This window comes from Arthrobacter sp. SAFR-044 (genome assembly GCF_051965175.1).
In the GTDB taxonomy this organism is placed as follows: Bacteria; Actinomycetota; Actinomycetes; order Actinomycetales; family Micrococcaceae; genus Arthrobacter.
Genome location: NZ_JBQCMK010000010.1, coordinates 26,891 through 41,674, shown reverse-complemented (window position 1 = coordinate 41,674; position 14,784 = coordinate 26,891). Strand labels below are relative to the sequence as shown.

Genomic DNA, 14,784 nt, shown 5'->3' with positions numbered 1-14,784 from the left:
GAAATCCCTGACAGTTCGGACTTTTTGCCTAGCCGGCCTGAACCACTCGTGCCCGCCCTTCAATGTCCCTGAGAATGGTGAACAACTGGACAACCTTCTCGTCCCCGAAGAGGACATCCGGTCCGGAGGGTGCCAGTTCGTTGTAGGGGGAATCGAAGAGTGCGGACGGTGGCACCCTGCCGTTGTCCACAAGGTGGTTCGTCAGGACCTGCAGGAAGTCGAGCTGCTGTGATGTCAGGGTTGTCCCGGCTACGAAGTCTTGCAGGGCTTCCTGCACTGCGTCGCGGTCCAGGCCAACAAGGGACCGCACGTAGAGCCCGAGTCCGTCGGCGGCTGCACGGTTGAGATCCTCGGGGGAGCCCAGACCGCTCTCGAGGAGGATCCTCTCGAGCTCGGAGAGGTCCAAAGCGGTCAGCTGCCTGTTCCGGCGGAGGCGCTGGATGGAGGCATGCTCCTGATACTGGTGGAGGTACTGGCGGATCTTGTCGCGGTACCGATCCAGATCCACGTGCCCGTTGCTGGCACCCGTGAGCTCAATCTCTTCCAGCTCCCCCAGTTCATCCTGGAAGTTGGTGTACACAACGTTCCGGCGGCGCTTTTCGATAAGGTGCACCAATTCCCGCAGCTTGAGCCGGATCTCCTCCAGCCATTCCACCGATACCGAGTTCCACTCTTCGTCGTCCAGGACTCCTTCGATCAGCTGGAGTTGCGCAGCGATGGCCGGAACGTTTGGCTGGTCCTGCAGGGCAGCGGCCACTGCCTGGACCTTGGCCCGGAAGGGTCCCAGTGACTTGCCCTGGAGCGACGCGAGTTCGGTTTGCAGCATGAGGAAGTCGAACCGCTTGGCCTCCTCGGTATCAGGTAGGGCGCCAATAGACGCGAGCCTGGCGATGCGCGTTTCCAACGCCTCGAAGTCTTCGACATCCAATGCATCCCATGCCGCGGGCTCAGCGAACCTGTCCACCCATTTGCGTGCCGGCCTCACCAGGAAGTTGTCGCGGGGGAGCCGGTCAACCGTGTGCTGCAGGGACTTTCTTAGGTCCATCACGAAGGGGACCTTCGCGTCCCAGGTGAGGTCCGCCGTCGTCCGCAGAAGCTGTACTCGCGTGGTGAAGGTGCTTTCTGCGAGGGACTTTCCCACTGAACCCTCGTTGCCCGCCATGCCCGCATTGAAGAACTCCGCGTTGCGGCACAGGTCGAAGATGAAGAAGTCTTCCTTGTCTTCGCCCGGACCGTAGAGGTTGGGGCAAAGCCGGGTGCCGCGGCCCACCATCTGCCAGAACTTGGTCTTGGACCGGACCATTTTGAAGAAGACAAGGTTGACGGCCTCGGGAACGTCGATGCCGGTGTCCAGCATGTCCACGGAGATTGCGACATGCGGATTGTTATCGCGCTCCGAAAAGGCATCAATCAGGTTTTGGGCGTACTTGACCTGGTGGGTGATGACCCTGGCGAAGTGGCCTTTCAGGTGCGGGTAGTTCTTGTCGAAACGTTCTTCGATGAACTGGGCGTGAAGGTTGTTCTTGGCGAAGATGATGGTCTTGCCCAGCCGGTCCCCGCCGGCGACCTTGTGGCCATGCGTCATGAGGACCTCCAGCGCCTTGTCCACAGTGTCGGCGTTGAAGAGCCAGGAGTTCAGGGCGTTGGCGTCCACAGAGTCCGGGATTTCGCCTTCCTCATCCCATTCAAGTTCGTCCCAATGCTCCTTTTCAACTTCGGGAAGGTCGTCGTAGGAAATCCCCTCGTAGGGGAACTTCAGCGGGACCGGAACCACTCGCGGTGGAACGAGATACCCCGCATCAATGGCTTCGTTGAGCTCGTACGCGAACGTGGGGACGTTGTCTTCGATTCCGAAAAGGCTGTAGGTGTTGCGGTCCACTTCGGACTGGGGCGTGGCGGTGAGGCCGACCAGGAGTGAATCGAAGTAGCTAAAGATGGCGCGGTACTTCTGGTACACCGAGCGGTGCGCCTCATCCACCACAATGAGGTCATAGTGGCCAATGCCGAACCTGCGCTTTCCCAACTTTCCCTCGGTCTGGTTGATGAGGTTCATCATCGTGGGATACGTGGCCACATGGATTCGGCTGTCGCCATCTTCGCCGGCGCCAAGGATGACGGGTCCGGAGCCGGGGAGGTGGGTCTTGAACGCGTTGGCGGCTTGTTTTACCAGGGCAACCCTGTCCGCCAGGAACAGGACACGCTTGGCCCAGTTGGCCTCCTGCAGCAGCTTTGCAAGCGCGACGACGGTTCGCGTCTTGCCAGTGCCCGTCGCCATGACCACCAGGGCCTTGCGCTCGCAGTCCGTCTCGTAGGCCTCGGTGACCGCGCGGATGGCATTGTGCTGGTAGGGGCGTTCGACGATGGCGTCGTCGATCTGCTGCCTCGCCAAGGGCTTCCGCGTCTGCCGGCGGTTGATCAACAGCTGCAACTGGTCACGGGTATGGAATCCCTGGACCGGCCTCTCCGGGTACATTTCGTCATCCCAGATCCAGGTCTCATAGCCGGAGGTGTAGTAGATGACAGGCCTGCGGCCGTACCGGCGTTGCAAGCAGTCAGCGTACAGCTTGGCCTGCTGCTTGCCGATGTGCGGGTCCACGGTGGTCCGCTTTGCCTCCACCACCGCGAGCGGGAGGCCGTCGGCTCCCCACAGGACGTAGTCAACGTAGCCGGTGCCGGTCAGGGTTCCGCTGGACGTGGGCATGGTGTCGACCCTGAACTCGCGGTCTTCGATGTTGTCCAGCGGCCAGCCGGCCTCGTGCAGGTCCAGATCAATCAGGTGGCTGCGCGTCAGCGCTTCGTCGTAGTCGTGGCGGTCCGGGATGGCCTGGTTCTGCTTCTTGGCCTCGGCTACCTCGGCCTGGAGCTGAGCCAGCTGCGCAGCAAGGCTTTCGGACTCGGCTGCGGCCTTGGCCAGCGCGTCGTCACGTGCCTTCAGCTGCGCTTCCAGCTCCTGCAGTTGCTCCGGCGACTGCTGCGGGAGGACTGCAGCCTTCGGCGGCGGAGCGAGATGTGCGGCGTCGAACGCCAGCGACGGCGGCAGCTGGCTGCCGTTCTTCGCATAGTTCCTCGCAAGCCAGTAGCAGGCATGGTGCAGTTCCCGCAGCACAAGTTCGGCACCCTGCGGCGTCGGAGAGACGGCATTGTGGACGGCGTTGTTCCCGGCTTTGCGGATGATGGTGAGCTTGTTGCCGATTGTGCTGCCGACGAGATTCTTGAACGCGGGCTCGCTGAGTAGGGCGTTGAGGTCCTCTTTGTAGGGGAGGCTGAGCGTGGGCTCCACCTTGTACAGCCACTCGACAATCCGTTCGATGGTGTACCGGGCGTAGAAGACAGAGGCGCGAGGATCAATCCGGGCAAACTGTTCGGAACGGCGGGCTTGCTGTGCCAGCTCCGGCCAGTCCTCCAACAGGAAGCCAAAGTTGCTGTTCACTGCCCCCATGCAGTTTGTCTCCGATCATGCGCCCCAAGTTCTTCTGGGACCAGTCAACCATGTGATGCTGTGGAACAAACTGTTGCCGGGAAGTTTGGCGCAGTCTCGTTTGATGCCGTTTGATTGCGTTTCTGTACTGGGGGAGCTGATCTGGCTATAGTGGAAACACACCCCAGATGCTTCGGCTACTGGTTAGAAGGCTCCGAGTAATCGGGGCCTTCGGAATTTAAGCTGACCATTTCGCAGGGCGGTGAATAATGCCGTGGTCGTCATGTAGTTTGTCCGGCAGTTGGCTCGCAGCCCAATGAGTCGAGCGTGACCTGCCGGTGAAGGCTCGGGTTTGTCTGCTTCAGCTCATTACTTGCGCGCTTTGGTTCCATCGGAGACAACAGACCGGTCTGCTTCCCTAGATCGAAGCGCACCATTCGCAACGGCGTCACCAGATCGGAATCGTTCGTGCAGATGACGTAGGTGTCTGCGTCATCGTTGAATCCGTCCAGGAGCAGGTGGCTCGCAAGGGATACATCTGAGCCCTTTTCTTCGGTCTTTTTAACTTTGACGGTCTGGGGCGTGCCGTCCGGATTGTAGGCAGTGGGGTGCACCGGCATGATGCGCGGATCCACCCTGTACTTGCCAAGAGGGACACTGGTGCGTGACAACGTCTCCAAGGCACGGACATGGGCCTGCTGGCGTTGCCGCGTCTGCGGGTCCGATCCGGGGATTGGTTTGACGATTGCCGTGAAATAGCGGACCCGGCTGAGGTCGAATTCCGGGAGCAGGAACTCCGCCATGGCCTCTAGATTTAGCCACTTGTCCTGAGGATGTCCTTGCAGGAGCCGGCGGTAGAGATTGGATCCGTCCACGTACACATTTGCCGTGGGCCTACTCAAAGAAGTCCTCGTCCAGTTCCACCACGTCGTAGCTCTGCTTCACCTGCACGCCCACGCGGTACTTGATCATCAGGCCGACCAGTCGCGCGGAGTCGATCAGGATGATCCGCGACGGGACGTTCTCGGCGTATTGCCGGGCCCCGGACGTGAAGCCGCTGGTGGTGATGAAGACACCACGGGACGCCCCGACGCCGTGCAGGGCGCCCACGAAAGCCTGGATGGTCTCGCGGCCCACCGTGTTGCCGTCGGCGTAACGTTTGGCCTGGACGTAAATCCGGTCGAGCCCGAGGGCGTCCTGGTCAATGACCCCGTCCACGCCGCCATCTCCGGTTCCACCGATGCGGCGGCCCCGTTGCTCAGCGCCGCCGTAGCCCATCTTCAAGAGGAGCTTGACCACGGCTTCTTCGAAGAAGTCCGGGTGCCCCTCACGGAGTCGAGCGAGCAGTGAAACTCCCACTTCTGCATGGATACGATTGATGCCGTCCTCGATTTGCTCGACGGGCTCCAGTTCCTCCGACGCGACTGCTTCTGTTGCGACTGCATGCGAAGATTCTGTTGGTTTTTCGGACTTAGGCCAGTACTTGGCGAAGATTTCGTGGGCCTGGCTGTAGTTGATGCCGTCCGGGTTCGCTTTGAGCCATCGGCGCCCTTCGTCCGTGATGCAATAGTGCCCCTTCGTCGGGCGGTCGATCCAGTTGGCCCGGGTGACGTGACTCAGGACCCAGCCCATCCGCTGCTCGTATCGAAGGCCGCCCGAGTTCAGTGTCTCCAGACGTGCCGACTCTGAGAGGTCCGCTTTGTCTGCGGCCTGATGAAACAGGTCCTTGCGGTGCAGCGTCCGGCCGTCCTCAAGCGCCTCCAGGACAGGAACGATCAGTGCCGGCCAAATCGGTACCTCGGTTGCCAGCGACTCAGTTGCTGTTTCGGACATTAGAGTTCCCCCTTGAACGCGCGGTGTTGAAGCGACGCAAACAGTGCGTCCAACTCAGCCAGGTGCTTGCGATGGGATTCCCTTAGACGTTCAACGGCGGCCGCGCGGGCCGCAAAGGTCTGTTGGAGTTTCGTCGGGGGCAGCGGGAGTTGAACCCCGGATAAGCCGCTTTGATTGATCTTGTAAGTTCCATTTGTTGTTTTCGCAGCAGCTTCGAGTTGGGCTCGGACCGCTGGAGTCCCCCAAGACGCTTCAAGAAACGTCGGGTCTATCACATCAGTATTCGGTTCCACCGCGATCACGGTATCGGGGAACCCGACGTCCGCGATGTCCGCTCGAGGGAAATAGCCTTTGCCAACCAGCGAACGATTGCCGTTCCCTCGGCAAATCAGAAGGAGATTGCTGGAAACGCGATTGCTGTCTGGGATCGGCTTATCAAAGGTGGAGGTCTTTACTGCCGTAGGGTCGAACGAAGATCCGGTGACTGCGCTGAGTGTGAGAACTCTTTGTTGAATGGATCCGCGAGTCGATGGTGATACGCCATTTCTGAACCTCTGGCCGCAGATCTCGCCGAGTGTTGTAGTTGCGGCGAATTCGATAAACATTGCATGGAAAATTGACTGGGTGAGGGAGTCGAGGTGTGCAAGGGCTTCGCTGCGTTTGGTGCGAAGTTCGTCTGCCTTGTCCAGGATCGCGGCAATCCGCCGCTGCTCGTCGAGGGGTGGCAGGGGAACTCTCAGCTCGGCCAGCCGCGCGAATGGAATTGACCGACGACGCTCAGCAGAGCCCTTGCCAAGTGATGGGTAAGCGGCCATAGCACGGGGACTTTTTAGAAAACGTATTAGGTAGTCGTTACTAACTGCGCTCTCGTTAACCTCGAAGGAGGTATACATCGGACTCACGAGGCTGTCTTCGGGGGCGATGCCAATACTGCCCTCATCGAGGTGGATGGTCGCGTAGGCGAGCTGTCCCTCGCGCACCACCTTGTAGTTCGAGAGGTCCCGGCTGAACACCTGCTTCCGGAAGTATTCATCACTTCGAACGAACCCGTCGTGCTTTGTAACCGAAAAAACCGGAAGTCCGGTCTGCGTTCCCGCTCGTTCAGATGTGACACGTGAGATATCGCCGAGTGGAACAAGGTTCACTTGAGCAGCTCCCGCAGCTCTGCGAGACCCTCAACAATCTCGGCTTCGAGTCCGTCCAGTGCCGCCATGATCTCCTCAGGCTCGGCGTGCTCGACGTCTTCGTGCACGATCTCCTTGTACCGGTTGAGCGACAGGTCATAGTCGTATGCCGCGATCTCGGAAAGCGGCACACAGAATGACTGGTCGGTGCGCACCCGCCCAAGTTCCGTCGTCGTACGTTCATTCCAGCGGCGCAGGACGTCGGGAAGGTCGGAGGAACCAAGGGGTGTGCGCTTGTCGTCGAGGCTGAAGCCATCGGACTTCACGTCGTAGAACCAGACGTTGTCTGTGCCGCCGGAGTTGGTCTTGGTGAAGAACAGGATGGCGGTGGACACTCCGGCGTACGGTTTGAAGACACCGGAAGGAAGCTTCACCACGGCGTCGAGCTTGTGGCCCTCAACGAGCGTTTTCCGAAGTGACTTGTGGGCGCCTGTAGAACCGAACAACACCCCGTCGGGGACAACAACGGCCGCGCGGCCCCCGGGCTTGAGCAGTTTGATGAAGAGCGCCAGGAACAGGAGTTCGGTCTTCTTCGTCTTGACGACCTTCAAAAGGTCCTTGGCCACATTGTCGTAGTCGAGGCTCCCGGCGAACGGTGGGTTGGCCAGGATGACGTGGTACTTCTCCTCCTCAAGGCTGTGCAGGTCGGCGAGGGAGTCCCGGTAGGAGACGTCCGGGTTTTCGACGCCGTGCAGCAGCATGTTCATGGAGCCGATGCGGAGCATGGTGTTGTCGAAGTCGAAGCCGTGGAACTGCTGGTGGTGGAAGAACTTGCTGCTCTCGTCATTGGTGAGCAGGTTTGGGTTGTTCTTCCGCAGGAATTCGCCGGCCTGGACCAGGAACCCGCAGGTTCCGGAGGCGGGATCGCAGATGGCCTCCAACGGTTTGGGGGCGGTCATGGCCACCATCAGATCGATGATGTGCCGGGGCGTCCGGAACTGCCCGTTCGTGCCGGCGGACGCCAGCTTCGACAGCATGTACTCGTACAGGTCGCCCTTCGTGTCCCGGCCGTCCATGTTGATGCCGTCGATGACGTCGACGACCTGCTTCAGGACGCCGGCATTGGGGATCTTGAACTGCGCGTCCTTCATGTGGTGGCTGTAGGTGGAGTCTTCACCGTTGGACAGTTTGGGCAGTTCGTTGCGCAGGAAAGGGAAGATGTGCTGTGAGAAGACCTCGAACATCTCTGACTGGGAAAAGTCCTTGAACTTGGACCAGCGGAGGTCCGAGTAGGGGCGGCCCTGCGGGTCCAGCCCGTCAGGGAACACCGCGTTCTGCAGGGGCTGGCCCAGCAGGTTGGCGCGCTTCTCCTCGCGCGTGTGGTTCTCGTCGAGGCGCTTAAGGAACAGCAGGTACGTGGTCTGCTCGATGACTTCCAGCGGGTTGGAGATGCCGCCGCTCCAGAACGTATTCCAGACCTTGTCTACTTGGGACTTAATTTCACCTGTGATCACCCATGCGAGTTTAGTGGCCTGGGGCGACAGCGGTGGGCCACCAGCCAGTCGCCTGTCGTTTGTGTGAAGATTTGCCCTATGGACGATGCAGAACCGAACCTTGCCCTCTACGTGGAGGGTGAGTCAGCCCTTGTTGCCGGGACGCCCGAAGCCATTACTGAGCTGTTCCGGAAGCTGGATGTCCAGCCAGAGGCGACTTCGAAGTTGGGAAGCGCCGTTGCGGACGTGCTTGCCCTGGCTGCTGGCATAGCAGGGGCAGTCCCAGGTGCAGGCATCAGTGGAAACTCATTCCAGATGACACCAGAGTCCTATGCCCGCTACCTGGAATTGGTGGGTTCAACCAAGGAAAAGGCCGGCATAATCAGCGGTCTTTTGCGGCAGCCTGACGGCACCATCGACACCGTGGTTGAGCTGGTGAGTTCTACCCCCGCCAATCCTGCTGCAGTGGTGAACCCTTATGTCCTGGCAGCAACTCTTGCCATCCGGACGGCAATCCACAGTCTGGAGGTGCAGCTCGAATCGATCGACGCCAAGTTGGATACCGTCCTCCGGGATGCTCGCAATGAAGCTCTCGGCAACATCCAGGGGACGAGCCACATCCTGGACAAGGCTTTTGGCTACTTTGAAGACACAGGCACGCTGAGCGATACACTCTGGGATCAAGTGGCTGGCCAGGCAGCGGTGCTCGCCCAGATGCAGGCGGTGGCGCTGAACCATATTGATGGGATGAGGGAAGGGCTTGAGGCCAGAGGATTTGGGAAACGACTGAATGCAGCGCAGCTCGCTGCATCTGGAGAACTTCAACACTGGCTCATCATTACAGCAGTTGCACTTACCAACATGGTCCGCATGGATTCGCTCGAGATTGTGCGCGGAGCGGCCGAAGGAAACGCAGGCCTCCACGCTGCGCATGTTGAGCGGTCTCGGATGCGCAGGCGCGATGCCACAAAGGCTAAGCTGCAGCGACTTGCTGAAGCGGCCGCTGCGGCTGCTAAAGCAGACATGATGGCCCGCGTTATGAATCCACTTGAGATGCCCAAGCTGTACGACTCGGTCGCAGAAATCAACAGACTCCTCAAAGCCTTCTCTGATGCCTATGACATGCCCTGGAACGTTGAGTTTCAGCGGAAGGAATGGCACGAGTCGGTCATGGAGCTGGGGCAAGCGGCTGGCACCACTGTGGCGGGCGCAGTGAGCGCTGTGGCTGGGGGAGTGGCGGCAGCACCTAGAGCGATCGCGGGAGGGGTGGAGGACGGAATCCTGCACGTGGCCCGGAGCATTGAGGAGCGCCGAAAGGTCGAGGCGGACGACTGACCGGGTGAATCTAGATCAGCACGGCCGCCAGGTTTTGCCGCCCGGGGCGTAGCAGCGCGGCCCGGTGTACTTGGTGGAGGGTGCAGGAGGAACGTACGGTTGCGGGGCTGGCGCGACGTAGGGTGCTGGGTTCGGTGCCGGTACGGGGAGATTGCGTAAGCGCTCAGCCTCAGCTGCCGCTTTTCGGGCTGCTTCATCTGCTGCAGCCGCGGCCGCCGCAGCCTCGTCTGCCGCTTTCTTTTCAGCGGCAGCCGGCTCCTCTGCTGCTTTGCGTTCGGAGGCGGCCCGGGCTTCAGCCGCAATGCGATCCTCCTCGGCCTTCTTCTCTGCCGCGGCCAGGGTGGCTTTCAGGGCCTTCGTATCTTCCGCCTTCGTTTCTGCGGCGGTAATTTTCTTATCCAGATTTGATACGTGCTTGGCCAACACGGCAGTTGAGCCCTGCCCACAAAAGGGCGCGCTCCGTTGCTTTGTCGGCGTTGAGGAGCTTCCGGAGTGCCTTTGCAGCAGCCACCTTAGTTGCCAGTACGCCGGCCGCCGCACCTGCTGCGGCGGATGTGGTTGCCGGGGCAGCCGCGGTGGCGGTTGCCAGTCCCTTGGTTGTCTCGGCCAACTGGGCCGGGAGCGTGCAACCAACGCCTTCAGAGAAAAGCCCGCTCTTGGCAGCCCTTGCCTCTTCGTAGGCTGCCTGCACGGGCGGCAGGAATTTCCGGTTGCCGCCGTACTCGACTGGAATTCCAAGTCCCTGCTGCGCAATTTTGGCATTGACCAGGAAGCCGTCGGCTGTGAAGACTCCCGCGAGAGTCCTGCCGTACTTGTCGTGGCGCTCGGCATCGAACTCGAGCCTGACTTGGGCCTCCTTCGGCAGAAGGCCCTCCAGGTACTTCGAGGCCTCCGGCCCGAGGCACTCGACCGGTTGGTTTGGGTCCTTGGTCTCAGGAGTGTCAATGTTCAACAGTCGGATGGTGTGGTCACCATTGTTGATGGAAACCACCAGAGTGTCCCCATCAACCACGCGGACAACTGTGCCGGTACCAGCGTTGGCAGCTGCACCCGCAGCGAATGATCCTGCGACCAGGCCGGTGGCCGCCAGTGACGCAATGATGAGTTTCTTCATGCCAAGTTCGCCCAGTTGCAGCAGGAAACGAGGTCGAATTAAGTGCTCTACCTCCGAGAATCCTGAGTGTTTACTCCACTAATGCTGAAGATGTAGAAGCAAGGATTTATCAAGAGTGCATCAAGGTGCGCGCAGTTTTTGGGTGAGCAGCAAAGCGGCGGCTAGAGGTGCTGGATGCCCGCCCGCTGCATCGCGTCCCGGTAGGTGTCCACGTTCTTAGCCAGGAGTTCTTCCTGCTTGGCCTCGGAAACAGCAAAGGCCCTGCCGCCAAGGGCGGAGGCCTTATAGATCTTGATGCCGGCGTTCTTCAAGGAGGAGTGGTAAGTCTTCTCGAACAGGGTCAGGAACGTGGATGCGTCGGTGCCGTGCGCGATGATCGCCGAAACACGGGAGTTGATTTTAAGGAACTGCCTGAATGGGCGGAGGCCGTCGGTCTTCTCCTGGACACTCAGGGCCGAGGGGCTGCCGCTCTCTCGGACCCACGGGTAGGCGTTCCACGGCATGACGTAACTGGGGTCCAGCTCGGCGAGCTCGTAGATCTGGGTTGCGCGGCGGGCCGCTTCATCATCGTTGTTGTGGGAGACAAATCCGGACTCGGTGCCCTTGCCAGGGCTGGCCTGGAGGCTGATGATCCTGCACTCATCTTCATCGTGGATGGGGTCGATGTAGGGGACGGTGGAACCGGGCTTCTTTTCCATCAATTCATCGCAAAGCTGGGTTACCTTCGCGATATTCGGTTCCTGTAGCAGGGCCTTTTTTTCGTCCCAATCAATTGTCACGATTTCTCCCTTGGCAGCGAGGCGTCCAGAATCAGGCGTCCTATGTCACTCTACGCTTCCCCGGGGAGGGGTGGGCACCGCGAATTTTCACGGCGGTCCAGACTGCACCTGCGTTGCTGCGCTCGGCTTCCCAAAGCGCCTTGTCCTTCTGCCGGGGAGTGGTGGTGCGGTGGAGTGGTAAGTGTGACCGGTTGGGGTGGTGGTCGCCACCGTGTGCCGCGGACCGGGGACGGGTTCCGCTGTCCACCTGGGTGTTTCTTTGGTGTGGTTGCAGGCTTCGCACAAACCCTGGCCGTTACTGGCCATCGTGGGTCCGCCGTTGTGCCAGGACGTCACGTGGTCGTGGTGCCGGATGGGGGCGTCACAGTACGGGGTCCGGCAGGTATCGTCCCGGACCTGGAGGAAGCGTTTGAGTCCTGCCGGGAAGAGCCGGGCTTTGGAGTCCATTGCCACCAGCTCGCCCGTTGCGGGGGCGGTGTAGAGCCGGCGGACCCACACGTCGAGCTCGGGATTCGACCCCGAGTCACGTGTTGCCGTTCCGGTGCGTGCTTTGGTGCCGGCAAGGGCGAGTTCCCTGGCGACTGCTGCGGGAATAATGCCGTAGCCGGGCAGCCGTGCGGGTTCGGCGTCGGCCTGCAGGAGGGTGCGGTCGGTCATGACGAGCTGGATCTCCACCCCGGTGATGCCGCCGGGGGTGCCGGTGACGCGTTCGACCAGGGCGTCCGCCATCAACTGCCCCCGCGACCGGTCATCACCGTTCGAGCGGGCGGTGTCAGCGTCTGTACTGAGAGCGGCGTACGCGGCCACGCCCTGGGCGACGGGCAGCAGCGCGGTCAGGTAGGCCATCGTGTCCGGGGCCGGGCGCAGGCTCACGCACCGCTCGCCCACGGCCCGGCTGGCCCGCTTCGCGACCGAGGCGGGGTCCCGCCGGTACGCCGCCGCCCGGACTGCGGCGATGATGGCCTTGTCTCCCATGCCCTCCAGCGCACCGGTGTCGGCGGCGAGTTCCTCATCCACCCCGGCCCGGTCCTCGACCGAGAGGCAGATGGTGTCCTTCACGATCAGGGTGGCCCGCCACTCATCCAACAACCCACTGCGGAACGCGGCGAACGTGTGGGGCATTCCGGTCAATGTTTTGGCCAGGCCCAGCAGCCGGGAACCCCGGGCTGGTGACTCCCGGCGGGCCAACGCGATCTGCGCCGCGACTCCAGAGCCCTGTTCCTCGGCCGGCACTCCGGCGGCTGCCTGCTCCCGCCGCTGGGACAGATCAAAAGCCACGGATATTTCGGCCTGCCGGGCACCCGCGAGTGATTTCAGGTCCTCCAGGCCACGAATCTGTTCGATCATCCCCGCACCATCGGCAGGGAACGGGACGCGGGAGAGCAGGCCCAGGACATCACCAAGGGAAGGTGCGGGCGGGTAGGGAGCGGCACCACCGGCGGACAATCCGACGCGTCCCACCGCCCGTTGTACTCCCGCCGATTCCACAACCGCTTCCATAACCAAAGTCTTCCACCAGGGTCCGACAACGCGGACCGCCCAAAAGCCCTATGTGGAAAACACGACGCAGCCACGATCCCAAACCATGCTGTTCAATGGATCATGCAGTTCACCAGAAAGGGCCTGAAGGCAGAAGGCTTCGCCGGCTTCCGGCCTATCCGAAACCTTGAGACCATGAGGATTCCGCAGGGAACAGGGCTCTTTGCGGTCGTGGCGCCGGAAAATTTCGAAGCGCGCTTTCTCCCGAAAAGCACCGCCGGCGTCTTCAAGAAGAAGGACCCTTCCCTCCCCGCAGCCGCGCTAACCGCCGAGTGGGTGGATGCCGCCGTTGTTCTCTACGTGGGGAAGGCCGGACCAGGAAGCAAGGGCAACCGTGGGCTCCGTCGCCAGATCCAGGAGTTCATGGACTTTGGGCAAGGAAAGCCACCCGGCCACTGGGACGGGCGGCTCATCTGGCAGCTCGCTGACACCGGATCACTGGCCATTGCATGGAAGGAACTTTCAACGGACCAGCTGAACGGCGCAGAAGCGGGTTACCACGCTGCTTTCGTGGCGGAATATGGGCGGTTGCCGTTCGCCAACCTCGTGCAGGCACGCACCAAGGCGGGTGCCTGACGCCGGCACCACATCCGTCACGCAGGACCCCGCAGCCGCTCCATCTCACGGCGGTCCTTCTTGGTGGGCCGGCCCGCGCCCCGGTCGCGCTGCGGCAGGCCAAGCGCCGGCAGCACCGGCCGCGGCGGAGTGTGGTCGGTGAAGCAGTGCGACGCAGCCTCAGCCCCCACGCGCTTGGCGATGAGCCGCCGGACCTCGAGGATGCGCTCGTACCCGGGCATGCGTACGGTGACGGTATCGCCCGTTACCAGCGCTGCCGACGCCTTGGAGGGGTTGCCGTTCAGGCGGACATGCCCGGCGCGGCAGGCTGCAGTGGCGGCCGACCGGGTCTTGTAGGCGCGGACGGCCCACAGCCACGCATCGATGCGGACACTGGCGGGAGCGGATGGGAGGCTGGTCATAATTGGCACCGAGTATAGCCCCCGCCAGCGCTGCCCACGGCAGTAAAACCAGTTTCACTCCACCGTCACGCTGACCCGCTGCACCACGTTGTTGCCCATTCCCTGGTAGTTCCAGTCCTGCTCAAGCGGCTGGGTGGCGCCGGTGATGTCCGTGGCGCGGCAGGCCAGGACGTGCTCGCCGGGGTCCGCCACCCAGGGCAGGCTCCACCTGCGCCACGCGAAACCACCTACGGGCTTATCAAGGTGGGCGGGCAGCCAAGTTCCATCAATCCCCACCTCGACGGCGGTCACGGCGCCTTCGCCGGACCAGGCCCTGCCCTCCAGCATCACCGGGCCCGCGCGGAGGATACGCCGCCGCGTGAAGAAGTCGGGGACACCCGGCGGGGCCATCAACGAACGCACCCTGATCCGCGAAACCGGGCTCCCGCCGTCGTCCGCCGAGCTCTGGTAGCGGTAGGCAACCTGTTGCTGGAACCCGGTGAACGGCGTCTTCACCACCTCGATGGACTCCAGCCACTTGACGCTGGCCATCCCGTACCAGCCCGGCACCACCAGCCGCAGCGGGTAGCCATGCTGCGGCGGCAGGTCGGCGCCGTTCATTCTGTAGGCAAGGACGACGTCGGGACGCAGCGCCTCGCGGATCGGCAGGCTGCGTGCGTAGCGCTGGGGGACGCCGCCCTGCACGCCGGCATCGGCCCCGGTGAAGACCACCTCCACAGCGTCCGGCAGCACTCCGGCCTTGCCAAGGAGGTAGGCCAGCGGCACACCGGTCCAGTGGGCGGTGCCCACCGCCTCCAGGACCCAGGGCTGGCTGAGGGGCCGCGGCTCCAGCAGCGACCGGCCGTTGCCCGCGCACTCAAGGGTGACGGGCACAGTAATGGCCGGGTCCCTCCTTAGCGCGGCCATGCTCAGCTCCAGGGCGAGTTCCACCGCACCGCTTATCCGCAGGTGCCAGGCGGAAACGTCCAGGTCCGGGATGTCGAAGTGCGTGAGGACGTAGTGGAGCCCGGGCGGCGTGACCTCGCGGCGGAGTGCCTCCAGCGGCATGGAATGGTTGCGGGCGGCGAGCTGCAGTTCCTCGCGGGTCAGTGGGCCTGACGTGGGCTGCGCGGCGGCGGCAGGAGCCGGCGCCGGCTCCTGCCGGGTGGACTGCTGGTTGCTGGGATTCATGG

Annotated in this window: 12 protein-coding genes; 2 read left to right on the top strand and 10 right to left on the bottom strand. The window is 62.2% G+C overall.

All coding sequences use genetic code 11. The features are described from left to right. Positions 1-28 precede the first annotated feature (28 nt). From ACTHQS_RS15635 to ACTHQS_RS15615, 5 genes are all read right to left on the bottom strand, one after another. The gene (locus ACTHQS_RS15635) at positions 29-3,439 is read right to left on the bottom strand and encodes a DEAD/DEAH box helicase family protein (protein WP_440170705.1); all 3,411 of its coding nucleotides are present in this window, start codon (positions 3,437-3,439) and stop codon (positions 29-31) included. 260 nt (positions 3,440-3,699) lie between these two features. Further along, on the bottom strand, positions 3,700-4,293 hold the full coding sequence (locus ACTHQS_RS15630) for an NYN domain-containing protein (protein ID WP_440170703.1): 594 nt from the start codon (positions 4,291-4,293) through the stop codon (positions 3,700-3,702). A 19-nt stretch (positions 4,294-4,312) separates the two neighbouring features. Further along, positions 4,313-5,251 carry a restriction endonuclease gene (locus ACTHQS_RS15625; RefSeq protein WP_440170700.1) on the bottom strand — a complete coding sequence of 313 codons (939 nt, stop codon included), beginning with the start codon at positions 5,249-5,251 and terminating at the stop codon, positions 4,313-4,315. Continuing rightward, complete coding sequence (locus ACTHQS_RS15620; RefSeq protein WP_440170697.1) at positions 5,251-6,396, bottom strand: restriction endonuclease subunit S; 1,146 nt, start codon at positions 6,394-6,396, stop codon at positions 5,251-5,253. Before ACTHQS_RS15620 ends, ACTHQS_RS15625 begins: the two co-directional genes overlap by 1 nt. Beyond that, positions 6,393-7,889 carry a type I restriction-modification system subunit M gene (locus tag ACTHQS_RS15615; protein WP_440170695.1) on the bottom strand — a complete coding sequence of 499 codons (1,497 nt, stop codon included), beginning with the start codon at positions 7,887-7,889 and terminating at the stop codon, positions 6,393-6,395. Before ACTHQS_RS15615 ends, ACTHQS_RS15620 begins: the two co-directional genes overlap by 4 nt. 78 nt (positions 7,890-7,967) lie before the next feature. Between ACTHQS_RS15615 and ACTHQS_RS15610 the strand changes: the two genes are divergently transcribed. Further along, the gene (locus ACTHQS_RS15610) at positions 7,968-9,203 is read left to right on the top strand and encodes a hypothetical protein (protein WP_440170693.1); all 1,236 of its coding nucleotides are present in this window, start codon (positions 7,968-7,970) and stop codon (positions 9,201-9,203) included. Between the two features lie 394 nt (positions 9,204-9,597). Here ACTHQS_RS15610 and ACTHQS_RS15605 read toward each other — a convergent pair whose 3' ends face one another. From ACTHQS_RS15605 to ACTHQS_RS15595, 3 genes are all read right to left on the bottom strand, one after another. Beyond that, positions 9,598-10,317, bottom strand: a complete 720-nt coding sequence (locus ACTHQS_RS15605) for a thermonuclease family protein (protein WP_440170690.1) — start codon at positions 10,315-10,317, stop codon at positions 9,598-9,600. A 161-nt stretch (positions 10,318-10,478) separates the two neighbouring features. Continuing rightward, the gene (locus ACTHQS_RS15600) at positions 10,479-11,096 is read right to left on the bottom strand and encodes a uracil-DNA glycosylase (protein WP_440170688.1); all 618 of its coding nucleotides are present in this window, start codon (positions 11,094-11,096) and stop codon (positions 10,479-10,481) included. 87 nt (positions 11,097-11,183) lie between these two features. Further along, positions 11,184-12,596 carry an HNH endonuclease gene (locus ACTHQS_RS15595; protein ID WP_440170686.1) on the bottom strand — a complete coding sequence of 471 codons (1,413 nt, stop codon included), beginning with the start codon at positions 12,594-12,596 and terminating at the stop codon, positions 11,184-11,186. A 102-nt stretch (positions 12,597-12,698) separates the two neighbouring features. On the opposite strand from ACTHQS_RS15595, the gene ACTHQS_RS15590 reads away from it, so the two are divergent. Next, a complete protein-coding gene (locus ACTHQS_RS15590) occupies positions 12,699-13,211 on the top strand; it encodes a hypothetical protein (protein WP_440170684.1) in 513 nt (170 codons plus the stop codon). 17 nt (positions 13,212-13,228) lie between these two features. Here the strand turns inward: ACTHQS_RS15590 and ACTHQS_RS15585 are convergent, their stop codons facing one another. Both ACTHQS_RS15585 and ACTHQS_RS15580 read right to left on the bottom strand, forming a co-directional pair. Continuing rightward, positions 13,229-13,612, bottom strand: coding sequence for an RNA-binding S4 domain-containing protein (locus ACTHQS_RS15585; RefSeq protein WP_440170681.1), 384 nt, complete (start codon positions 13,610-13,612; stop codon positions 13,229-13,231). Positions 13,613-13,666: 54 nt separating this feature from the next. Further along, on the bottom strand, positions 13,667-14,782 hold the full coding sequence (locus ACTHQS_RS15580; protein ID WP_440170678.1) for a sulfite oxidase: 1,116 nt from the start codon (positions 14,780-14,782) through the stop codon (positions 13,667-13,669). Positions 14,783-14,784 lie beyond the last annotated feature (2 nt).